Annotated in this window: 16 protein-coding genes and 3 rRNA genes; 10 read left to right on the top strand and 9 right to left on the bottom strand. The window is 67.2% G+C overall.

The annotated features are described in order from the left end of the window. Nucleotides 1–54 precede the first annotated feature (54 nt). The 5 genes from OG948_RS17820 to OG948_RS17800 are packed head-to-tail and all read left to right on the top strand — an operon-like array spanning nt 55 to nt 4,753. On the top strand, nt 55–732 hold the full coding sequence (locus OG948_RS17820; RefSeq protein WP_406297499.1) for a phosphonatase-like hydrolase: 678 nt from the start codon (nt 55–57) through the stop codon (nt 730–732). Nucleotides 733–759: 27 nt separating this feature from the next. Then, on the top strand, nt 760–1,845 hold the full coding sequence (locus tag OG948_RS17815; RefSeq protein WP_406297498.1) for a 2-aminoethylphosphonate ABC transporter substrate-binding protein: 1,086 nt from the start codon (nt 760–762) through the stop codon (nt 1,843–1,845). Nucleotides 1,846–1,894: 49 nt separating this feature from the next. Then, complete coding sequence (locus OG948_RS17810; RefSeq protein WP_406297497.1) at nt 1,895–3,052, top strand: ABC transporter ATP-binding protein; 1,158 nt, start codon at nt 1,895–1,897, stop codon at nt 3,050–3,052. Next, on the top strand, nt 3,049–3,963 hold the full coding sequence (locus OG948_RS17805; RefSeq protein ID WP_395867475.1) for a 2-aminoethylphosphonate ABC transporter permease subunit: 915 nt from the start codon (nt 3,049–3,051) through the stop codon (nt 3,961–3,963). Before OG948_RS17810 ends, OG948_RS17805 begins: the two co-directional genes overlap by 4 nt. Then, a complete protein-coding gene (locus OG948_RS17800) occupies nt 3,944–4,753 on the top strand; it encodes an ABC transporter permease (RefSeq protein WP_395867473.1) in 810 nt (269 codons plus the stop codon). Before OG948_RS17805 ends, OG948_RS17800 begins: the two co-directional genes overlap by 20 nt. A gap of 73 nt (nt 4,754–4,826) precedes the next feature. Here OG948_RS17800 and OG948_RS17795 read toward each other — a convergent pair whose 3' ends face one another. From OG948_RS17795 to OG948_RS17780, 4 genes are all read right to left on the bottom strand, one after another. Next, on the bottom strand, nt 4,827–5,696 hold the full coding sequence (locus OG948_RS17795; RefSeq protein WP_406297496.1) for a spermidine synthase: 870 nt from the start codon (nt 5,694–5,696) through the stop codon (nt 4,827–4,829). Nucleotides 5,697–5,793: 97 nt separating this feature from the next. After that, nucleotides 5,794–6,843 (bottom strand): 5'/3'-nucleotidase SurE, encoded by a 1,050-nt coding sequence (locus OG948_RS17790; protein WP_406297495.1) that lies wholly within the window; start codon nt 6,841–6,843, stop codon nt 5,794–5,796. 131 nt (nt 6,844–6,974) lie between these two features. Then, nucleotides 6,975–7,427 (bottom strand): hypothetical protein, encoded by a 453-nt coding sequence (locus tag OG948_RS17785; RefSeq protein ID WP_395867467.1) that lies wholly within the window; start codon nt 7,425–7,427, stop codon nt 6,975–6,977. 101 nt (nt 7,428–7,528) lie between these two features. Further along, on the bottom strand, nt 7,529–7,822 hold the full coding sequence (locus tag OG948_RS17780) for a hypothetical protein (RefSeq protein WP_395867465.1): 294 nt from the start codon (nt 7,820–7,822) through the stop codon (nt 7,529–7,531). Between the two features lie 859 nt (nt 7,823–8,681). Here OG948_RS17780 and OG948_RS17775 point away from each other — a divergent pair. The 4 genes from OG948_RS17775 (at nt 8,682) to OG948_RS17760 (ending at nt 14,175) form a co-directional block, all read left to right on the top strand. Continuing rightward, nucleotides 8,682–10,205 (top strand): 16S ribosomal RNA (locus OG948_RS17775). A 344-nt stretch (nt 10,206–10,549) separates the two neighbouring features. Further along, a 23S ribosomal RNA gene (locus OG948_RS17770) occupies nt 10,550–13,678 on the top strand. A 125-nt stretch (nt 13,679–13,803) separates the two neighbouring features. Then, nucleotides 13,804–13,920: ribosomal RNA gene (rrf, locus tag OG948_RS17765) — 5S ribosomal RNA — on the top strand. Together the 16S, 23S and 5S rRNA genes form the textbook arrangement of a ribosomal RNA operon. 72 nt (nt 13,921–13,992) lie before the next feature. Then, the gene (locus tag OG948_RS17760) at nt 13,993–14,175 is read left to right on the top strand and encodes a hypothetical protein (protein WP_395866537.1); all 183 of its coding nucleotides are present in this window, start codon (nt 13,993–13,995) and stop codon (nt 14,173–14,175) included. A gap of 120 nt (nt 14,176–14,295) precedes the next feature. On the opposite strand, the gene OG948_RS17755 is transcribed toward OG948_RS17760, so the two are convergent. Next, nucleotides 14,296–16,104 carry a protein phosphatase 2C domain-containing protein gene (locus OG948_RS17755; protein WP_406297494.1) on the bottom strand — a complete coding sequence of 603 codons (1,809 nt, stop codon included), beginning with the start codon at nt 16,102–16,104 and terminating at the stop codon, nt 14,296–14,298. A 538-nt stretch (nt 16,105–16,642) separates the two neighbouring features. Between OG948_RS17755 and OG948_RS17750 the strand changes: the two genes are divergently transcribed. After that, the gene (locus OG948_RS17750) at nt 16,643–17,803 is read left to right on the top strand and encodes a tyrosine-protein phosphatase (RefSeq protein ID WP_406297493.1); all 1,161 of its coding nucleotides are present in this window, start codon (nt 16,643–16,645) and stop codon (nt 17,801–17,803) included. Nucleotides 17,804–17,924: 121 nt separating this feature from the next. Here the strand turns inward: OG948_RS17750 and OG948_RS17745 are convergent, their stop codons facing one another. The 4 genes from OG948_RS17745 to upp all read right to left on the bottom strand — a co-directional run bounded on the left by OG948_RS17745 (nt 17,925) and on the right by upp (nt 20,723). Further along, nucleotides 17,925–18,806, bottom strand: coding sequence for a SigB/SigF/SigG family RNA polymerase sigma factor (locus OG948_RS17745; protein ID WP_161362103.1), 882 nt, complete (start codon nt 18,804–18,806; stop codon nt 17,925–17,927). Between the two features lie 248 nt (nt 18,807–19,054). Then, nucleotides 19,055–19,579 carry a PH domain-containing protein gene (locus tag OG948_RS17740; protein WP_406297492.1) on the bottom strand — a complete coding sequence of 175 codons (525 nt, stop codon included), beginning with the start codon at nt 19,577–19,579 and terminating at the stop codon, nt 19,055–19,057. Between the two features lie 17 nt (nt 19,580–19,596). Then, entirely contained in the window at nt 19,597–19,764 is a 168-nt protein-coding gene (locus OG948_RS17735; protein ID WP_406297491.1) for a hypothetical protein, read from the bottom strand. A gap of 317 nt (nt 19,765–20,081) precedes the next feature. Then, nucleotides 20,082–20,723: a uracil phosphoribosyltransferase gene (gene upp, locus OG948_RS17730; protein ID WP_395866547.1), complete on the bottom strand. Its 642-nt coding sequence runs from the start codon at nt 20,721–20,723 to the stop codon at nt 20,082–20,084. Nucleotides 20,724–20,956 lie beyond the last annotated feature (233 nt).

The following is a 20,956-nucleotide window of genomic DNA, read 5'->3' as shown; positions in this document are numbered from 1 at the left end:
CCGCCCACCCCCGAACTCCCGCCCGTCGCCGAAAGCCCAACCGGAGCACCACTCATGACGCACTATCAGCTCGCCGTCCTGGACATGGCCGGCACCACCGTCGCCGACGACGGCCTCGTCGTCGAGGCGTTCACCCGGGCGATCGGCGCGGCCGGTGTCGAGGTCGGCTCCGCCGACTTCGAGCACAAGCTCGGCTACGTCCACGCCACCATGGGCGAAAGCAAGATCACCGTCTTCCGGGCCCTGCTCGACGGCGACGAGGAGCGTGCGCAGGCCGCCAACCTCGCCTTCGAGGCGGCCTACGCCGACCTGGTCGCGGCGGGCCGGTGCGCGCCGATCGAGGGCGCAGAGGCGGCCGTCCGCGCGCTGCGCGCCGACGGGGTCAAGGTCGCCCTCACCACCGGCTTCGGCCGACCCACCCAGGACGCGATCCTGGCCTCGCTCGGCTGGACCGACCTGGCCGACCTGACCCTGTGCCCGGCCGACGCCGGGCGCGGCCGGCCGTACCCCGACCTGGTGCTCACCGCCGTACTGCGCCTGGGCGTCGAGGACCTGCGGGCGGTCGCCGTGGTCGGCGACACCGCGTTCGACGTGCTCACCGGGCTGCGCTCCGGCGCCTCCATCGCCGCCGGCGTGCTCACCGGCGCGCACGACCGCGCCGCCCTCGAAGCGGCCGGCGCCACCCACGTACTCGGCTCCATCCGCGACCTCCCCGCCCTGCTCCAGGGCTGATTCGTCTTTTCGAAAGGGCGATTTCCCATGCGACGCATCCTCGGCCTCACCGCCGCCACCGTGGTCGTGCTCAGCGCGAGCGCCTGCGGCGGGACCGGCGGGAGCGGCTCGGACGACACCAAGCCCGCCGCGAACGCCGCCTCCGGCGGCGCGCCCGCCAAGGGCTCCGGCAGCGTGACCGTCTACTCCGTGGACGGGCTCGCCGACTGGTACACCAAGCGCTTCGCGGACTTCGAGAAGAAGACCGGGATCAAGGTCAACCTGGTGGAGTCCGGCTCCGGCGAGGTGGTCACCCGGATGGAGAAGGAGAAGGGCAACCCGCAGGCCGACGTGGCGATCACGCTGCCCCCGTTCATCCAGCGCGCGGCCCAGGCCAACCTGCTCACCGCGTACACGCCCGCCGGCACCGACAAGGTGCCGGCCGGCTCCAAGGACGCGCAGGGCCGCTATGTGGCCGTGGTCAACAACTACGCGTCCTGGATCTACAACCCCGACCAGACCAAGCCCGCGCCGACCAAGTTCCAGGAGCTGACCGAGGGCCGGTTCAAGTCCAAGCTCCAGTACTCGACGCCGGGCCAGGCCGGTGACGGCACCGCCGTGCTGATCCAGCTCCAGCACCTGTACGGCAAGCAGGGCGCGCTCGACTACCTCAAGCGGCTCGAGTCGAACAACGTCGGCCCGTCCTCCTCCACCGGCAAGCTCCAGCCCAAGGTCGGCAAGGGCGAGCTCAGCGTGGCCAACGGCGACCTCCAGATGAACCTGGCGTCGATCCACAACGACAAGTCCAACTTCAAGGTCTGGTTCCCGGCGGACGACGCGGGCAAGGCCTCGACCTTCGCGCTGCCGTACTTCATGGGCCTGTCCTCCGGCGCCCCGCACGCCGACGCCGGCCGCAAGCTGATGGACTACCTGCTCTCCCCGGAGGCGCAGACCTCGGTCTCCGCCGACGCGCTGGGCCTGCCCGCGCGCGAGGACGTCAAGCCGACCGACGCCAACGCCGCCGAGATCGCCAAGGCCCTGGAGGGCGTGGAGATCTGGACGCCGGAGTGGGACACGGTGCTCAAGGAGCTGGACGCCGACCTGGCCGCGTACAACAAGGCCGTCGGTCGCTGACCCGAGCCACCGACACCCCGAGAGAACCGCGGAGAGGGAGGGAACCCGCATGACCGCACCAGCCATCGAGCGCACCGAGGCGACCACCGTGAGCGCAGCGCCGACCCGACCGGCGATCGGCATCCAGGACCTGACGGTCCGATACGGATCCGTCGTGGCCCTGGAGGGACTGAGCCTGGAGGTAGCCCCGGGCGAGACGGTCGCCCTGCTCGGGCCGTCCGGCTCGGGCAAGTCCACGGCGCTCAAGGCGGTCGCGGGTTTCCTCCGACCCGCCTCCGGGCGGATCACCCTGGCCGGCCGCGACGTCACGTACGAACCGCCGAACAAGCGCGGGATCGGCGTCGTCGTGCAGAACTACGCGCTGTTCCCGCACATGCGGGTCGCGGACAACGTCGCGTTCGGGCTCAAGGCCCGCCGGGTGCCGCGTGCCGAGGTGGCCCGCCGGGTCACCGAGGCGCTGGACATGGTGGGCATGGCGAGCTACGCCCGGCGCTACCCCCGCGAGTTGTCCGGCGGGCAGCAGCAACGGGTGGCGATCGCCCGGGCGTTGGCGATTCGCCCGCCCGTACTGCTGCTCGACGAACCGCTGTCCGCGCTGGACGCGACGCTGCGCGCCGACCTGCTCGGCGAGTTGCAGCGGCTGCGCGCCGACCTGCCGGACGTGGCGATCATGTATGTCACGCACGACCAGACCGAGGCGCTCGCCCTCGCCGACCGGATCGCGGTGATGCGGGACGCGCGGCTGGTCGACCTGGACGCCACGGACCGGCTGTACCGGCGCCCGCCCAGCGAGTTCACCGCGTCCTTCCTGGGCGCGGCCAACCTGCTCGGCGCACGGGTGCTCGCGGCGTGCGCGGCCGGGGACGACGCGGTCGAGGTCACGGTGGGCGGGCTGACCGTCGCCGCCGACCCGACCCGCGCGTTCGCCGAGGGCGAGCGGGCGATGCTGGTGGCGCGCCCGCACACCCTCGGGGTGACCGCGGTCGACCACCCGCACACGCTGCCCGCACGGCTCACCGCGACCCAGTGGCGCGGCGCCGACTACCGGCTGACCTGCGTACTCGACGGCGACGGCGACGGCACGACGGGTCGGGAGATCCGGATCGACGTCACCGACCTGGCCGAGGTCCCGGCCCTCGGCGAGCGCCTGGGTGTGGCGCTGCCCGCCGCACCGTGCGTCCTGGTCCCGGTGGGAGCGGCCGGATGACCGCGACCGTGACCGAACCGCCGATCGCGGCCGAGCCGACCCCGGCTCCGATGCGCACGAGCAAGGCACGCGGCGGCGCGTCCCGCGCGCTGTGGGTACTGCCGCCGCTCGTACTCGCCGCCGGATTCTTCCTCTATCCGCTCGCGCTCGTGGTCAAGCAGTCCTTCGTCGACAAGGACGAGCGGGTCGGCCTGGACGTGTGGCGCCAGGTACTGAACTCGCCCTCGTTCGGCGACGCGTTGTGGAACACGGTCAAGATCGCCGTACTGTCCACGCTCGGCTGCCTGGTGGTCGGCTTCTTCCTGGCCCTGGTGTTGTCCTTCGTGCCCTTCCCCGGCGCCCGCGCGGTCGGCCGGATCGTGGACACGGTGCTCGCCTTTCCGTCCTTCCTGATCGCGCTCGCCTTCACCTTCCTGTACGGCACGGCGGGCGTGGTGAACGCGGCGGCGGACAAGCTCGGCCTGGGCGAACCGCTGGTCGGCTTCCTGTACTCGCCGTGGTGCGTGGTGCTGGCCGAGATCACCTTCTACACCCCGTTCGTGATGCGCCCGCTGCTCGCCGCCTTCGCGCTGGTGCCCCGGGACCGGCTCGACGTCGCGGCCTCGCTCGGCGCGGGACCGCTGCGGGTGATCCGCCAGGTGCTGCTGCCCGAGGCCTGGCCCGCGCTCGCGGCCGGCGGCAGCCTGACCCTGCTGCTCACCCTCAACGAGTTCGGGATCGTGCTGTTCATCGGCGCCAAGGACGTCACCACGCTGCCGATGCTCGTGCACGCCAAGGGCGCGGTCACCTTCGACTACCCGGGCGCGTGCGTGGTCGCGGTGGTCGAGGTCGCGCTCTCGCTCACGCTCTACGCGGTCTACCGATTCGTCTTCTCCCGGACAGGAGCCGGCCGTGCTGGTCTGGTCGCGTAGCGGACGAGCCCTCGTCTGGGCCCTCTTCGCACTCGTCTTCGCCCCTCTCGTGCTCGCCCCGCTGGCGATCCTGGGTATCGCCGCGTTCGCCGGCGACTGGAACAGCGTGCTGCCCGCGTCCTGGACGAGCGAGAACATCCGCGAGGCCACCGCGGGCACCAACTACGACAGCCTCGTGGTCAGCATCGAGACCGCGCTGGGCGCGTCGCTGATCGCGATCGTGGTCGGCACGTGGGCGGCGATCGCCGCCCGGACCGCGCCGCGCTGGATCCGCCGGCTCACCGACGCGGTATTCCACCTGCCGGTCGCGGTGCCGTCGGTGGTGGTCGGTCTGGGCATGCTGGTGGCCTTCAGCGACGGCCCGATCCTGCTCAACGGCACCAAGTGGATCGTCATCGCCGCGCACGCGGTGCTGGTGGTGACATTCGCGTACTCGACGGTGTCGGCCGGGCTCGACCGTACCGACGCGGCCTTCGCGGACGTGGCCGCCTCGCTCGGCGCGAGCGCGGCCCGGGTGCTGCTGCGGGTACGGCTGCCGATGTTGCTGCCCTCGATCACGGCGGCGGCGAGCCTGGCGATCGCGCTGTCGATGGGCGAGGTCGGCGCGACGATCATGGTCTACCCGGCCGAATGGCGGACCCTGCCGGTCTCGGTGTTCACCCTGACCGACCGGGGCAAGGTGCTGCTCGGCTCCGCGGTCACCGTGGTCCTGCTGGTCGCGACCCTGGTGGTGCTGCTGCTCGTCGGCCTGCTCAAGGGCCGGGTGGAGGAGCGCAAGCGGCGGCGATAGCGGTGCGCCCGAGTTCCTTGCCGCCCGGTCGGCGTGCGCGGGGTCGCCTTGCGTCCGTTCGGTGTGCGCCGGTTCAGTTCCGGCCGAAGGTACGCGCGGGCGGGGCCGGCGACGCAACCGCCGTGGCGTCGTGCACCACCGCGGCCCCACCGGCGAAGTCGGCCGGCGCCGAGCCGTGCTCGACCCGCCCCGGGAACGGGTCGGCGGCGGTCCGCCGGGCCAACTCGGCGATCGGCAGCTCGCCGTGTGAGGCCACCAGTACGACGTTGCCGAACCGCCGACCCCGCAATACCGCGGGGTCGGCGATCAGCAGCAGGTTCGGGAACACCGAGCGCACCGTCGCGACCTGGGATCGCACGAAGTCCAGCCGCCCGCCGTCGGCCAGGTTCACCGCGTACACCCCGCCGGGGGCCAGTGTCCGGGCCACCTCGCCGACGAACTCGGCCGAGGTCAGATGCGCGGGCACCCGGGAATCGGCGAATACGTCGACCACGGCCAGGTCGAACGCGGCGTCGGGCGCCTTGCCCGCCACCTCGCGGGCATCACCGGTACGCACCCGGATCTGCCAGTTCTTCTCCCACGGCAGCTCGCGGCGGACGAACTCGACCAAATCCCCGTCCAGTTCCGCCACCTGCTGGCGCGAGCGCGGCCGGGTGGCCGCGACGTAGCGGGCCAGCGTGAGCCCGCCGCCGCCGAAGTGGAAGGCCCGCAGCGGCTTGCCGGTGTCCGCGATCAGGTCGACCAGATGGCCGAGCCGACGCACGTACTCGAACTCCAGCCAGGTCGGATCGCCCAGATCCACGTGCGACTGCGGTGATCCGTGCAGGCGAAGCGTCCACGCCCCGGCCCGATCCGGGTCGGGCTCCAGTTCGGCGCTGCCGGAACCCACCTCGGCACGGACCGGCTCGGGAGCACGACCGCGTCGGCGCTGCTTGTCTGCCATCCGACCAGTATCGAGCCGGTGGCCGGGCCGAGGCGGCCCGCCCCGATCCCGGACTCGGATCGGGGTGGGCCGCCTCGGCCCCAGCTCGGCGGTCGGCTCAGTGGCCGGTCTTGACGAATCGCTCCAGGCGGTCGTCCGCGCCGCCCCGGAGGGTGCGGTCACCGGTTGCGGCGGAGACGGTGATGTTCCCCTTGTTCAACTCGGTCCAGTCGGCGTGCCGCTTGGTCTCCGGGCGGCAGAAGGTGCCGGGTACCGCGCAGTCGCCCTGGCCGATCGCGAAGGTGTCGCCGTCGGCCTTGGCCGTGTACCGGATCGCGACCACGGTCTCGGTACCGATCTCGGTCCACACCGGCCGGCCCGGCTTCCGGCCGGGCACCGCGTTCGGGTAGTTGATGCTGACGACGTACTCGTCCGACAGCGCCTTGCGGTCCTTGAGCTGCGCCACGTACGAGGGCAGGAAGTCGGCGAAGGCGCGGTAGGTCTCCGGGGTCACCTTGAACGAGGCCATGTCGAAGCCGCCGCTGAGCGCGATGGCCGGCTTGCCGTTGTCGATCGCGGCGATGGCGGCGCCCAGCGTGCCCGAGTCGTTGGTGACCGAGGCGACGTTCGGCCCGGAGTTGATGCCGGTGAGCACCAGGTCGGGGCCGGTGCGCCAGCCGACCTTGGCGGCGAGCCCGCCACGCAGGGCGAGCCGCACGGTGTCCACGGGGGTGGCGCTCGGGGTGGTCGGGCCGCACGGGGCATCGCCCTTGCACACGCCGAAGACGACTCCCTTGCTCGGTGCCCCGGCGCAGTCGCCCTCGAAACCGGCCGGCAGCGTGGTGCGCCGGGACACGGTGAGCGCACCGCCGCCGGTGGCCGCGGTGCCGTAGCCGCTCATGAACTGCCACGGCGCCATCACCACGACGTCCGCCCCGGCGGCGCACAGCGCCCGGCGTACCTCGTAGACGCCTCGGCCGTCGGCGCCGTCGGGCTTGGCGTTCTGCATCGAGTCGTCGTTGCTCAGGAGGATCCGCATCCCGGCCACCGACGAATGGTTGTCACCGTGTCCGGGGGCCGCGTCGGCACTCCCGGTCAGGGCCAGGAGCAGGGCCCCGGCGCCGATGGCCGCGGGCAGGGCGGCGAAACGCTTCCGCTGAAGCTTCATGGGTTCCTCGACTCGACTTCGTACCGAATACGGAGAAATCGACAGTCGAGCGTTCACGACTCGAACACTCGCCACCGATCCGGGTGCGAGTGAACGTAGAAGCTAAACCTAGTAAGTGAAAGGTTTGAGACCTAAGCGTTACCAATGAGCCTGAGTCGAGGACTCTCCGCAGGCGGCAGGGCACGCCACGAGCAACTCTCGGCGGCGAAGAAGCACTGGGACCGACCGACGACGTCGCCGGCGTCGACCGGCTCGTACGCGCCGGGGCCGTCCACCGGATCGAAGTCCAGATAGAAGAGGTCGCCGTACGTCTCATCGGTGAATCGGGACAGCACCGGGTCGAAATAGAGCATTCCGGAGAAACCCTTGCCGTGTTCGACCCGGTAGTCGCGAAGTCCCGTAAGGGTGAATTCGACGGGAATCCACGGCCAGCCGTGCTCCCGATCACGGGCGTCCACCAGGACACGTGCCGTGGCCCCGCCCGGACTGAACGGGTCGTCGATGTGGACCCGGGTGACACACCCGTTCCCGAAATCGAACAAGCCCAGGAGATCGCCCAGGCTGTCCGGGGTGAGCAGGGACATGGGGCCCTCCGGTCGGCGGCGCTGCGGTTCGGTCCTCGTACCAATCATCGCGACTGGTGCGCCGCCACCGTACGGAAGTATCGAGCGGACCGCGTCCGCGGTCAGACCCGGCTGACCAAACGCGAGATCAGCGCGCCGGCGGCGAGGTAGACCACCGCGGCCAGTCCGTAGTTCACCGCGACCCGGGCCTTGACGTTGTCGGGGGTGAAGAGGTCCTTGGCCCAGCGGGCCAGCCAGTCCGCCCAGTCGGCGATGGTCTCCACCGCGCCGTTGGTGGGATTGGCTTCGAAGACGAACAGAATGATGTGCAGAACGAGGATGACGGCGATCACCGCGGCCACGACACTGACGACAGTCGCGATCGGGTTCACTCGCCGTGCAGTAGAGGTCACCATGCGGGGAGTCTGCTCGGGTTCGAACACCTGAAACGGAGGCCCCGCGCGCCGGTTTGCAGTCGGCCTCGACCCCCGGTAAGGTCCTCCAAGTTGCCCGACAGGGAGACCTGAGACAGACGCGAGCCTAGGCGCCCGCGCTGGCTGGTCCCGGGGTGGCCATTCCGATCATTCGAACAGGTGTGGTGCGCGTGCGCATCACACCGTCGTTCCGTGCTCGGGTGTCCCGAAGAACGCCGGAACGCAAATTGCTGCCGCGTAGGCAGTGCGAATTGCGATCCGCTAATGTTCGGGACGTCGCGGAAAGCAGCGGGGAGAACAAATTTCCGAAGCCGAAGCGGTGGGCGGAGCAGGCCGGAAGGGCTGCTAAGCTCGAAGAACCGGAAGCCGGGGAAACGAAAGTTTCGTAGGCCGAAAGCAACGGACGAAAAGCGGGTCGGAAGATCTGCTAGAGTCCGGGAGGCGGAAAACGCGGAAACGCGGTGGAAGCCGAAAGCGAGGAAAGCGAAGCCGCCGAAACGGTGTGCTAGGCTGGAAACGCGAAAGCGAAACACGGAAAACGAAAAACTGAAACATCTTGAACGTTAAACGCCCGGAGGGCGCGGTTGACTCCGCACCGAAGGAAGCGTCCGTTCCTTGAGAACTCAACAGCGTGCCAAAAGTCAACGCCAAAGAAACACCCCCGGCGCTTGAAGCCCCGTCACATGGCGGTGTGCGGAGAGTGTTGGTGGTTCCTTTGAAGAAAATCCTGGGTTCCGTCAGTGGGCCCAGGTCACAGCAAGGACGCCGGCGACATACCCGAACTATTCCTTCGGGAGAGTCGCCGCTCACTTATTGTGTTCCACCGGATTACCGGTGAACATCAATGGAGAGTTTGATCCTGGCTCAGGACGAACGCTGGCGGCGTGCTTAACACATGCAAGTCGAACGCTGAAGCCCTTCGGGGTGGATGAGTGGCGAACGGGTGAGTAACACGTGGGCAACCTGCCCTGCACTCTGGGATAACTTCGGGAAACCGGAGCTAATACCGGATAACATCCTCCTCCGCATGGTGGGGGGTTGAAAGTTCCGGCGGTGCAGGATGGGCCCGCGGCCTATCAGCTTGTTGGTGGGGTAGTGGCCTACCAAGGCGACGACGGGTAGCCGGCCTGAGAGGGCGACCGGCCACACTGGGACTGAGACACGGCCCAGACTCCTACGGGAGGCAGCAGTGGGGAATATTGCGCAATGGGCGAAAGCCTGACGCAGCGACGCCGCGTGAGGGATGACGGCCTTCGGGTTGTAAACCTCTTTCAGCAGGGAAGAAGCGAAAGTGACGGTACCTGCAGAAGAAGCACCGGCTAACTACGTGCCAGCAGCCGCGGTAATACGTAGGGTGCGAGCGTTGTCCGGAATTATTGGGCGTAAAGAGCTCGTAGGCGGCCTGTCGCGTCGGATGTGAAAACTCGGGGCTTAACCCCGAGCCTGCATTCGATACGGGCAGGCTAGAGTTCGGCAGGGGAGACTGGAATTCCTGGTGTAGCGGTGAAATGCGCAGATATCAGGAGGAACACCGGTGGCGAAGGCGGGTCTCTGGGCCGATACTGACGCTGAGGAGCGAAAGCGTGGGGAGCGAACAGGATTAGATACCCTGGTAGTCCACGCCGTAAACGTTGGGAACTAGGTGTGGGCGACATTCCACGTCGTCCGTGCCGCAGCTAACGCATTAAGTTCCCCGCCTGGGGAGTACGGCCGCAAGGCTAAAACTCAAAGGAATTGACGGGGGCCCGCACAAGAGGCGGAGCATGTGGCTTAATTCGACGCAACGCGAAGAACCTTACCAAGGCTTGACATACACCGGAAACATCTGGAGACAGGTGCCCCTTTTGGTCGGTGTACAGGTGGTGCATGGCTGTCGTCAGCTCGTGTCGTGAGATGTTGGGTTAAGTCCCGCAACGAGCGCAACCCTCGTTCTGTGTTGCCAGCATGCCCTTCGGGGTGATGGGGACTCACAGGAGACTGCCGGGGTCAACTCGGAGGAAGGTGGGGACGACGTCAAGTCATCATGCCCCTTATGTCTTGGGCTGCACACGTGCTACAATGGCCGGTACAATGAGCTGCGATACCGCGAGGTGGAGCGAATCTCAAAAAGCCGGTCTCAGTTCGGATCGGGGTCTGCAACTCGACCCCGTGAAGTCGGAGTCTCTAGTAATCGCAGATCAGCATTGCTGCGGTGAATACGTTCCCGGGCCTTGTACACACCGCCCGTCACGTCACGAAAGTCGGTAACACCCGAAGCCGGTGGCCCAACTCGCAAGAGGGGGAGCCGTCGAAGGTGGGACCAGCGATTGGGACGAAGTCGTAACAAGGTAGCCGTACCGGAAGGTGCGGCTGGATCACCTCCTTTCTAAGGAGCACATAGCCCGCTTCGATCGCATGTATCGAAGGGGTTGCTCATGGGTGGAACGTTGACTATTCGGTGGGATCTTTCAAAGATCTTCGTGAGTACTGCTCTTCGGGGCGTGGAAAGCGCGGGTCGGTCGGAGGCTTCCGCCGGGCACGTTGTTGGGTCCTGAGGGAACGGGCCCGGCCCCACAGCCTGTTGGCTGTTGGGGCTGGTCTGTTGTCTCGGGTAGGTTCCGATCCTCGGACGGTCCTCGAACCGCCAGTCGCAAGATTGGTAGGCGTGGCCTGGATGTTCGTGGGAATCGGTTGTTGTTTGAGAACTGCACAGTGGACGCGAGCATCTGTGGCCAAGTTGTTAAGGGCGCACGGTGGATGCCTAGGTACCAGGAACCGATGAAGGACGTGGGAGGCCGCGATAGGCCCCGGGGAGCTGTCAACCGAGCTGTGATCCGGGGGTGTCCGAATGGGGAAACCCGGCAGTCGTCATGGGCTGTCACCCGCACCTGAATATATAGGGTGTGTGGAGGGAACGCGGGGAAGTGAAACATCTCAGTACCCGCAGGAAGAGAAAACAACCGTGATTCCGAGAGTAGTGGCGAGCGAAATCGGATGAGGCTAAACCGGTCACGTGTGATACCCGGCAGGGGTTGCGTGATCGGGGTCGTGGGAGTGTGCTTGATCGGTCTGCCGGCCGGTCGGCGAGTCAGAAACCGTACATGTAGTCGAAGGACATGCGAAAGGTCCGGCGTAGAGGGTAAGACCCCCGTAGACGAAACATGTGCGGCTTGCTTGCGCATTTCCCAAGTAGCACGGGGCCCGAGAAATCCCGTGTGAATCCGGCGGGACCACCCGCTAAGCCTAAATATTCCCTGGTGACCGATAGCGGACTAGTACCGTGAGGGAAAGGTGAAAAGTACCCCGGGAGGGGAGTGAAATAGTACCTGAAACCGTGTGCCTACAAGCCGTGGGAGCGTCGCCATCCGCGTTTAGTCGTGGGTGGTCGTGACTGCGTGCCTTTTGAAGAATGAGCCTGCGAGTTTGCGGTGTGTGGCGAGGTTAACCCGTGTGGGGTAGCCGTAGCGAAAGCGAGTCCGAACAGGGCGATTGAGTCGCGCGCCCAAGACCCGAAGCGGAGTGATCTAGCCATGGGCAGGGTGAAGCGCGGGTAAGACCGTGTGGAGGCCCGAACCCACCAGGGTTGAAAACCTGGGGGATGACCTGTGGTTAGGGGTGAAAGGCCAATCAAACTCCGTGATAGCTGGTTCTCCCCGAAATGCATTTAGGTGCAGCGTCGTGTGTTTCTTGCCGGAGGTAGAGCACTGGATTGTTGATGGGCCTCACCAGGTTACTGAGATAAGCCAAACTCCGAATGCCGGTAAGTGAGAGCGCGGCAGTGAGACTGCGGGGGATAAGCTCCGTGGTCGAGAGGGAAACAGCCCAGAGCACCGACTAAGGCCCCCAAGCGTGCGCTAAGTGGGAAAGGATGTGGAGTCGCAGAGACAACCAGGAGGTTGGCTTAGAAGCAGCCACCCTTGAAAGAGTGCGTAATAGCTCACTGGTCAAGTGATTCCGCGCCGATAATGTAGCGGGGCTCAAGCGCACCGCCGAAGTCGTGTCATTCGTACATGTAGCCAAGCCTTCGTGGTTCAGGCGTACGGATGGGTAGGGGAGCGTCGTGCAGCGAGTGAAGTCGCGGTGGAAACCAGCGATGGACGCTGCACGAGTGAGAATGCAGGCATGAGTAGCGAATCACACGTGAGAAACGTGTGCGCCGGATGACCAAGGGTTCCTGGGGCAGGCTAATCCGCCCAGGGTAAGTCGGGACCTAAGGCGAGGCCGACAGGCGTAGTCGATGGACAACGGGTTGATATTCCCGTACCCGCTACGATGCGCCAGCGCCGAACCTCGTGATGTTAAGGCCGTGAAGCCGCCGGGATCCTTCGGGTGAACGGTTTTGGTGGAGCCGCCGAACCAATCGGGTAGTAGGTGAGCGATGGGGTGACGCAGGAAGGTAGTCCAGCCCGGGCGGTGGTAGTCCCGGGGTAAGGGTGTAGGGCGTTGTGTAGGCAAATCCGCACAACACGAGCCTGAGACCTGATGCCGACCCGATTGTGGGGAAGTGGATGATCCTATGCTGCCGAGAAAAGCCTCTAGCGAGTGTCGTGGCGGCCCGTACCCCAAACCGACTCAGGTGGTCAGGTAGAGAATACTAAGGCGTTCGGGTGAACTGTGGTTAAGGAACTCGGCAAAATGCCCCCGTAACTTCGGGAGAAGGGGGGCCATTGTTGGTGAGGAGACTTGCTCTCCGAGCTGGTGGTGGCCGCAGAGACCAGCGAGAAGCGACTGTTTACTAAAAACACAGGTCCGTGCGAAGTCGTAAGACGATGTATACGGACTGACGCCTGCCCGGTGCTGGAACGTTAAGGGGACCGGTTAGCTCTTCGGGGCGAGGCTGAGAACTTAAGCGCCAGTAAACGGCGGTGGTAACTATAACCATCCTAAGGTAGCGAAATTCCTTGTCGGGTAAGTTCCGACCTGCACGAATGGCGTAACGACTTCTCGACTGTCTCAACCACAGGCCCGGTGAAATTGCACTACGAGTAAAGATGCTCGTTTCGCGCAGCAGGACGGAAAGACCCCGGGACCTTTACTATAGTTTGATATTGGTGTTCGGTTCGGCTTGTGTAGGATAGGTGGGAGACTTTGAAGCGGACACGCCAGTGTTCGTGGAGTCGTCGTTGAAATACCACTCTGGTCGTGCTGGATGTCTAACCTGGGTCCGTGATCCGGATCAGGGACAGTGTCTGATGGGTAGTTTAACTGGGGCGGTTGCCTCCTAAAGGGTAACGGAGGCGCCCAAAGGTTCCCTCATCCTGGTTGGCAATCAGGTGTCGAGTGTAAGTGCACAAGGGAGCTTGACTGTGAGACCGACAGGTCGAGCAGGTGCGAAAGCAGGGACTAGTGATCCGGCGGTGGCTTGTGGAAGCGCCGTCGCTCAACGGATAAAAGGTACCCCGGGGATAACAGGCTGATCTTCCCCAAGAGTCCATATCGACGGGATGGTTTGGCACCTCGATGTCGGCTCGTCGCATCCTGGGGCTGGAGTAGGTCCCAAGGGTTGGGCTGTTCGCCCATTAAAGCGGTACGCGAGCTGGGTTTAGAACGTCGTGAGACAGTTCGGTCCCTATCCGCTGTGCGCGTAGGAGTCTTGAGAAGGGCTGTCCCTAGTACGAGAGGACCGGGACGGACGAACCTCTGGTGTGCCAGTTGTTCTGCCAAGGGCATGGCTGGTTGGCTACGTTCGGGAGGGATAACCGCTGAAAGCATCTAAGCGGGAAGCTTGCTTCGAGATGAGGACTCCCACCAACTTCGGTTGGGTAAGGCCCCCGAGAGACGATCGGGTTGATAGGCCGGGTGTGGAAGCCCTGTAAGGGGTGGAGCTGACCGGTACTAATAGGCCGAGGACTTGTCCTCAGTTGCTACGCGTCCACTGTGTGGTTCCCGAACCGCAATCGGTTTCGGGGAACCCGTTTGATAATTGAATCACCGCATGTGATTTCTGGTTCACCGAACGACCCTTTTGCAGGGTTCGATGGTTTTCCGGTGGTCTTGGCGGAGAGGAAACGCCCGGTCTCATTCCGAACCCGGAAGCTAAGCTCTCCAGCGCCGATGGTACTGCACTCGAAGGGGTGTGGGAGAGTAGGACGCCGCCGGAATCAACGTGTGAAAGGCCCATCCCGAACAGGGATGGGCCTTTTGCGTTTTTCGAGTGCGGTATGGTCGTGCGCATGCCTGACAACGAGATGGATCCCGCAGCCAGCACTCAGATGTTCCGGGCTTTCGTCAACGAGGACCGCCCCGCGGCCCCCGGCGAACCGGCCCGACGCAGCACCCCGCCGGTGTTGTTGATCGCCGGTGTCGTGGTCGCGATCATCGTGGTCGCGATTGCCGTGCTCATTGCCGTGAGCTGACATACCGACGGGCGGGCCCCAATTGTTCGGGGTCCCGCCCGAGGTACGCGGTATGCGGCGAATCGATATTCACCGCATTGATGTTCAACGCCCGAAATGGCGCGTCAATGCGTCAAGGGGTCACGTCGAGGGCCATAGTGCGACGACACAACCGTCGTCCTCGCGCAGGCGAAGGCCCTCGTCCACGTCGCGCAGGTAGTCGAACAGCGATGGCGGAGTACGCCAGTCCTCGGCGAGGCGTGGGGCGAGCCCGGCCGTCGGTTGACCGAGCGCTTCGGCGAAGCCGCCGGTCATCATGACCAGGACGTCGGTGGGGCGCCATGTGGTCCGGCAGATGCGGAGCTGATCGTCGCCCGCCTGGTCGGGGATGGCGGCCGGGGCGGTCTCCGCCGTCGTGTCCCGGATTCCCAGCGGCGCGCGCCAGCCACCCTGGGCCAGGCGGAGCACGGTGCTGTCGCCGAGCACGGCCATGTCGACCCGGTCGTCCTCCAGGGGATCCGCGGCGGTGACCAATATCGCCAGGCGCGTCGCGGGTTCGGAGCGGCCCAGTTCGTGCGCCCGGTCCGCGGTGGCGGCGAGTCGGGTGCGCAGGTCCTCCTCGACCTCGGCCTGTACGCCGGCCCAGTCCCAGTTCTCGTGTCGCTCGCGGGCGACCATCCTGGCGACGGAGCGGTAGGCGCTGCGGACCGCGATCTGGGCGGCGAGTTCGGACGCGTGCGCGTTGTCGACCCCGTCGCAGACGATCGCGATGGTCCAGCGCGCACTGGGGTCCGGGCCGACCGCGAAGCAGTTCTGCCGTGGCAGGCCCTGTTGCTGGTGCAGTTCGCCGCGGACGCCGGCGGCGCGGACGTTCAACCGACCGAGTCGGCCGCCGTCGACGACCATGCCGCCGCCGTCGGCGAGGGCGGGTGGGGGCAACATGCGCAGCATCCTTCGCGGTACTTCGTCCACGGCGCTCTCGGCCGCCGGCCCGGGGCGGTAGGGGACGCGGGGGGCATCGGGCACCGGGACGAACGAGGTTCCCGGCTCGGCGTCGTCGTCCGATTCCGGTGCGGTCGCGGGGTCGAGCCGTCGAACATCGTCGGCGTCACCGCGGGGCGGCACCTTGTCGAGGGTGGTCGGCCGGTCGGATTCGGCCGCCGGGGCCGGCCTGTGCTTGGGGATCGGCGGGTAGGCCGGGCGGCGTTCGGACGACGGGCTCGGTCCCGGGTCGAGCGGATCGACCGGGTCCATCGGATCCGCGGGTGCGATGTCGTCGTCGGCGTCGGGCTGCCACCGAGGCGTCGGGTCCTCGCGGCGTCCCGGGCGGGTGCTTCCGCGCGACGGCGGGAGCACGCCCTGCGGCCCGCGGTGCAGTCGGTCCGGCGGCATCGTGTCGCTGGGGATGCTGTCCGACATCGGCGTGCCCGGTGACGGCGACGAGCCGAGCATGACGTCTTCCCAGTGCGAGGAGCCGGTCCGCCGCCGCGTGCGTCCCGACGTCGGGGGCGGCGCCGAGTCGTAGTCGGTGTCGTAGTCCGGGCCCTGGTCGTACACCCCGGCATCGGCCTCGTACGGATCGCGCCGCCCGAAGCCGGGCCGGCGGTCGTACGGATCAGGCTCGTCCTCCTCGGCCGGTGCGCCGAAGCCGAACCAGTTCGCGACCCGCCGCGCGCGGCCGGATCGGCGGCCGGGTTGATCCGGCGGCGAGTCCGAGTAGCCCATCGGGCCCTCGGGCGAGGCTCCGTTGCGGTCGTACTCCGCGTCGGGGCGACGGTCGTACTCCGGGTCGACCCGGCGGTCGTAGTCCGGATCCGGTCGGCGGTCGTAGTCGGGATCGGGACGTTCGCGACCGACCGGTGCGGGACGTCGTGGACCCTGTGCTCGCGGGATGGGCTCGGCCGGCGAACCATCGCCGGGGGTGTGTCGCTTGCTGGTACCGTCCGGCACGGCTTCCTCCTTCGCCTCGGGCCGGCCGGCGAGCCGGTCCCGTCGTGTCGCCGGTGGGCGTGCGTCCTCCCACCCGTGCGACAAGTATCAACAGGTATAGCGTGCACGGCCCGTGCCCGTGTGCGCACGCGCGCGCATTGGTCCCCACTTTGCCCCAGGGCCGTCCCGACCACCGTGCGGACGGCGGGCTCCTACCCGGAATCCCGGTGCTCGGTACCTATTTGACGGCGTATCAGGGAAACTCCCGAGCACCGTGTCGGCGTTCCCCGTCCCGGCCGCGGATGTCCAGGATGCGGCGGTTGCGTCGGCCGCGTCGCCAAGTGGCCGGGAAATACGGTCGGTTGGTGATGCCCGTGGTCGCCGGCCGCGACGAGCGGGTGGTGCCGGCGATGATGCGTTCATCTCTCCATACGGCACCGTCTGGAGTGGGTGAACCGTTCTCACTACAGTGGTGCCCGGCGCGCGGTAGCAACGACCGGTTGTTTTCCAGGTGGTTCCCGCGGGCTCACGAACACTTCCTCTTCGGGAGCACAACCGCATGCGCATACGCACCACCCGCCTCGCGACCATCGCCGTCACGGCGGCGCTCACGCTCGGCGGCTCCGTCGCGGTCACCTCGGCCCGGGCCTCGACCGGTACGGGCAACAGCGACGCCAACGTCTCGGCCCGGGGCGGCCTCGGCATCGTCACGTCCGCGTCGGCCACCGCCAACGCGGACGGTACGTACACGGTCACCTGGACCGACCGGTGGCCCGGCCCGATGCACGTGTACGCGTCCACCGACGTGGACCGCTTCACCTCGCTCGTCGGGACCACCAACGGCAACTCGTTGACCGTGTCCGGCCTGGACCCGGCCAAGCGCTGGTATTTCGACATCACCCCGACCGGCCCGTTCGTCGGCATGGTCACCGCGCCGCGCTCGCTCGGCCTACAGAGCGCGCCGAACGCCCGCGACATCGGCGGCTACCGCACGAGCCGGGGGCTGACCGTCAAGTACGGCCAGGTCTTCCGCACCGACGCGCTCGGCAAGGCGACCGACGCGGACGTGGCCCGCCTCGCGAGCCTGGGCCTGGACGTGTCCGCGGATTTCCGTACTGACACCGAGATCGCCGCCAACGGCGTGAACAAGCTGCCGGCCGGCACCGTGGTCGAGAACCTGCCGATCGCCGACGGCAACCTGACCAACATCACCAACGCCGCGGTGGGCAGCCGGGATCCGATCAAGCAGCAGGAACTGCTGGGCAACGGCAAGGCCGCGGCCGCGCTGGAGAACATCTACCGGGGCTTCGTCGACGACCCGGCCCAGCGCGCGCAGTTCGCCACCGTGCTCCGGGACATCGCGGAGGGCAAGTCGGTGATCTACAACTGCACGGCGGGCAAGGACCGCACCGGCTGGATGACCGCGGTCGTCCTGAAGGCGCTGGGCGTCGACGACGCCACCGTCTACGGCGACTACCTGGCCAGCAACGACAATCTCCGGGCCCGCAACGAGGGTACGAAGGCAGGCCTGAAGGCCGCCGGTCTGATGCAGGACCCGACCCTGATGGACCCGCTCCTGTACGTGCAGAAGTCGTACCTGGACACGGCGTTCGCCCAGGTGCAGAAGAAGTACGGCTCGTTCGACGACTACCTGCGCAAGGGTCTGAACATCGACCCGATCACGGAGCTCAAGCTCCGGGCCCGGCTGCTCGCCTTCTGAGCGACGCGACACCCGGGCGGGCCCGGGCCCCGAGCTCGATCCGGCGCCCGGCAAGGCCACTGACGATCCGTCAACGGCCTTGCCGGGCTGCGGTCGAGGCTGCGGTCGAGGTCGGGACCGCTCAGGCGGACAGATCGGCGCGCAGGCGCGCCAGCGCGCGGGCCAGCAGGCGGGAGACGTGCATCTGCGAGATGCCGAGCCGCTCGCCGATCTGCGACTGCGTCATGTTGCCGAAGAAGCGCAGCATGATGATCTGCCGGTCGCGCGGACTCATCCGGGCGAGCAGCGGTCGCAGCGCCTCGCGGTACTCGACGCCGTCGAGCGCCTCGTCCTCTTGGCCGAGCCGGGCGATCAGCGCGTTGTCGCGATCGTCGTCGAGGTCGTGCGCGTCCAGCGACGCGGGGGAGTAGGCGTTGGCCGCCTCCATGCCCTCGAGGATCTCCTCGACCGTCAGGTTCAGGTGCTTGGCCAGTTCGACCACCGTCGGGGCGCGGTCGTACTTGTGGTTGAACTGCTCGGTGGCCTCGGCCAGGGCCAGTCGCAGCTCCTGGAGCCGGCGGGGCACCCGCACGCTCCACGAGGTGTCCCGGAAGAAGCGCTTGATCTCGCCGATGATGGTCGGCACGGCGTAGGTGGGGAACTCGACGCCGCGATGCGGGTCGAAGCGGTCTATCGCCTTGATCAGCCCGATGGTGCCCACCTGGAGCACGTCCTCGTACTGGTCCGTGCGACTGCGGAAGCGGTTGGCCGCGAAGCGCACCAGGGGCAGGTTCAGCTCGACCAGGGTGCTGCGCACGTAGGCGTGCTCGGCCGATCCCTCGACGACATCGGTGAGGCGGAGCAGGAGGGTTCGGGACAGCGTGCGCGTGTCCTGGGGGGTGTCGGTGCCGGAACCCCTGACCGCGCGGGCGCGGGGGATGCCGGTACGGGGAAGGCGCGCGGGCGCGGCGCGGTCGGCGGTCGAGCCGGCCGTGCCCTCGTGGGAAGCATCTCGCAGCAGCACTGGAGAGCCCACCTCCTCGTCGGTCCTGGAGCGGAACCTGGCCGCTGCCGGCCATGGTGGAACGGCAGCCGTCGTTCGGTAGCCCCTTACCGGCGAGGGGAACCGCCCCAAACCCCTTGCGACATCCCCGATTTGTCAGGTGATGCGGGTGTATCTAGCGGCATGTCGACAGTACGAAAGCCGCGAATCACCGCAAAGAAAATTCGAGGTTTTACCAGCCGTTTCGCGTTACTCGCCGGTTCTGCCGATTAGTCGACACCAGGACCGAACAGCTGATCGCACACTTTGAGGTAGACCGCGTCGGGTCGGGGGACGAACCCGACCTCCTTGAGAGGTTGATCCTGCCCGGCCGACTCCATCACGAACGTCCCGTGCCCGAGTATTCGGCCGCCCGGTGTGCGCCGGTAGCTCATGTCGGTCACCTTGGTCAGCGGCATCATGTTGACCTTCTTGGCGATCAGCCCGGTGGTCAGGATGATCCGCTTGTCGGTCACGATGAAGTAGTCGTTGCGCCAGGTGAGCACGTGTACCGAGCACCACAGCAGGAGCCCGGCCCCGATCGGCCACACGCCGTAGTGCACGGCCAGGTTCTCGGCCGGGAAGTACACGAGCAGCGCGATGAGCAGGATCAGTCCGAGCGCGGTGGTCGCCAGCGGGCGCAGGATGATTGCCCAGTGCCGGCGCACGGCTATCGCGCAGATCTCGGTCGGCAGCAGGTGACGACGTATCGCGTGCGGGTCGATGGTGGAGCCGGTGACCGGCCCCGCCCCCACCTCTCGACGTGCGCGCCTCAGCTCGCCCAGCCGCTGATCGTGTCGCCACACCACTTGGCGGCGGACGACATCGCCTGGAACCACTGCGCGACGAGGTCGGAGGCCTTGTCCGGCGTGGCGATGATCGTGTAGATGACGAAAACGATCAGGAGCAGCGTCAGGATCCTCTTGGTCTGCGCCTGCATGTCCTCGCCTCCCCGATTGAGGTATCGGGGAGAAACAATAGGGGAGAGGGAGCGGCCGCGGGGGGACCGGCCACTCTCTCTCCCCTGTGGGACCCCCGCCGGAGCAAAGGTGGGTCGTACCTTCGCAGCATCGGCAAACAGTCCCAGGGTGCCTGCGGGGCTCCTGCCCAGCCCCGGGCACATCTCCAGCATGCGCCGAGGCGTGCCGCCGCGCATCCGGCGTTCGGCCTGACGGGGAAGGGCCTTGGTCCCGTGCGGGAACCGCGTGCGGGATCGACCTCGGACGGCGGTATGCCGGGCCGGTGCCGCGACAGGACCTAGCCGGCGGTGCCGTACAGCCGGTCGCCGGCGTCGCCGAGGCCCGGCACGATGTAGCCGTGCTCGTTGAGGCGTTCGTCGATCGAGGCGGTTACTACGGTGACGTTGGCCTGCGTGTCCTGGAACGCCTCCTGCATCACCTTGACCCCCTCGGGGGCGGCGAGCAGGCAGATCGCGGTCACGTCGTGCGCGCCGCGCTCCAGGAGCAGCTTGGTGGCCGCGATCAGCGTGCCGCCGGTGGCCAGCATCGGGTCCAGTACGTACGCCTGCCGGCCGCTGAGGTCGTCGGGCATCCGGGTGGCGTAGGTCGACGGTTCGAGGGTGTCCTCGTTGCGGATCATGCCGAGGAAACCGACCTCGGCGGTGGGCAGCAGTCGCACCATGCCGTCGAGCATGCCCAGTCCGGCCCGCAGGATCGGCACCACCAGGGGCCGCGGGTAGGAGAGCTTGACGCCGGTGGTCTCGCTGACCGGCGTGCTGATCGCCACCGGATCGACGCGCACCCCGCGGGTCGCCTCGTAGGCGAGCAGCGTGACCAGTTCGTCGGCGAGCCTCCGGAAGGTCGGCGAGTCGGTGCGCCGGTCGCGCAGGGTGGAGAGCTTGTGGGCCACCAGAGGATGGTCGACGACGTGAATCCGCATGCTGCGACATTAGTCGTTTGGCCTGCCCGGCGGCCCTGCGGGGTTGTCGGATTCGGGGTGTCTTCGGCGGCATTCGTCGGCCGTGTGGGCGGTCCGACTCGGGTGCATGCGGGAATGTCGGGCGAATTGTGATTGTTACACCCATTTGCGAATGCACTTCCGGTGTGGTCCGCCGGAAGGGATGACTGAGCCGGCGTGTCCCGGGAACTACAGCCACGTCGGTTTCGGCGGCC

Source organism: Embleya sp. NBC_00888 (genome assembly GCF_045207655.1).
Classification (GTDB): domain Bacteria; phylum Actinomycetota; class Actinomycetes; order Streptomycetales; family Streptomycetaceae; genus Embleya.
Note: the sequence above shows the minus strand (reverse complement) of the source record. Positions and strands in the feature narration are given on the sequence as shown.

Excerpts from the sequence above, each read along its gene's own strand:
- OG948_RS17820 (WP_406297499.1), top strand. The coding sequence starts at position 55 with ATGACGCACTATCAGCTCGCCGTCCTGGACATGGCCGGCACCACCGTC.
- OG948_RS17815 (WP_406297498.1), top strand. The coding sequence starts at position 760 with ATGCGACGCATCCTCGGCCTCACCGCCGCCACCGTGGTCGTGCTCAGC.
- OG948_RS17810 (WP_406297497.1), top strand. The coding sequence starts at position 1,895 with ATGACCGCACCAGCCATCGAGCGCACCGAGGCGACCACCGTGAGCGCA.
- OG948_RS17805 (WP_395867475.1), top strand. The coding sequence starts at position 3,049 with ATGACCGCGACCGTGACCGAACCGCCGATCGCGGCCGAGCCGACCCCG.
- OG948_RS17795 (WP_406297496.1), bottom strand. The coding sequence starts at position 5,696 with ATGGCAGACAAGCAGCGCCGACGCGGTCGTGCTCCCGAGCCGGTCCGT.
- OG948_RS17790 (WP_406297495.1), bottom strand. The coding sequence starts at position 6,843 with ATGAAGCTTCAGCGGAAGCGTTTCGCCGCCCTGCCCGCGGCCATCGGC.
- OG948_RS17785 (WP_395867467.1), bottom strand. The coding sequence starts at position 7,427 with ATGTCCCTGCTCACCCCGGACAGCCTGGGCGATCTCCTGGGCTTGTTC.
- OG948_RS17780 (WP_395867465.1), bottom strand. The coding sequence starts at position 7,822 with ATGGTGACCTCTACTGCACGGCGAGTGAACCCGATCGCGACTGTCGTC.
- OG948_RS17760 (WP_395866537.1), top strand. The coding sequence starts at position 13,993 with ATGCCTGACAACGAGATGGATCCCGCAGCCAGCACTCAGATGTTCCGG.
- OG948_RS17750 (WP_406297493.1), top strand. The coding sequence starts at position 16,643 with ATGCGCATACGCACCACCCGCCTCGCGACCATCGCCGTCACGGCGGCG.
- OG948_RS17735 (WP_406297491.1), bottom strand. The coding sequence starts at position 19,764 with ATGCAGGCGCAGACCAAGAGGATCCTGACGCTGCTCCTGATCGTTTTC.
- upp (WP_395866547.1), bottom strand. The coding sequence starts at position 20,723 with ATGCGGATTCACGTCGTCGACCATCCTCTGGTGGCCCACAAGCTCTCC.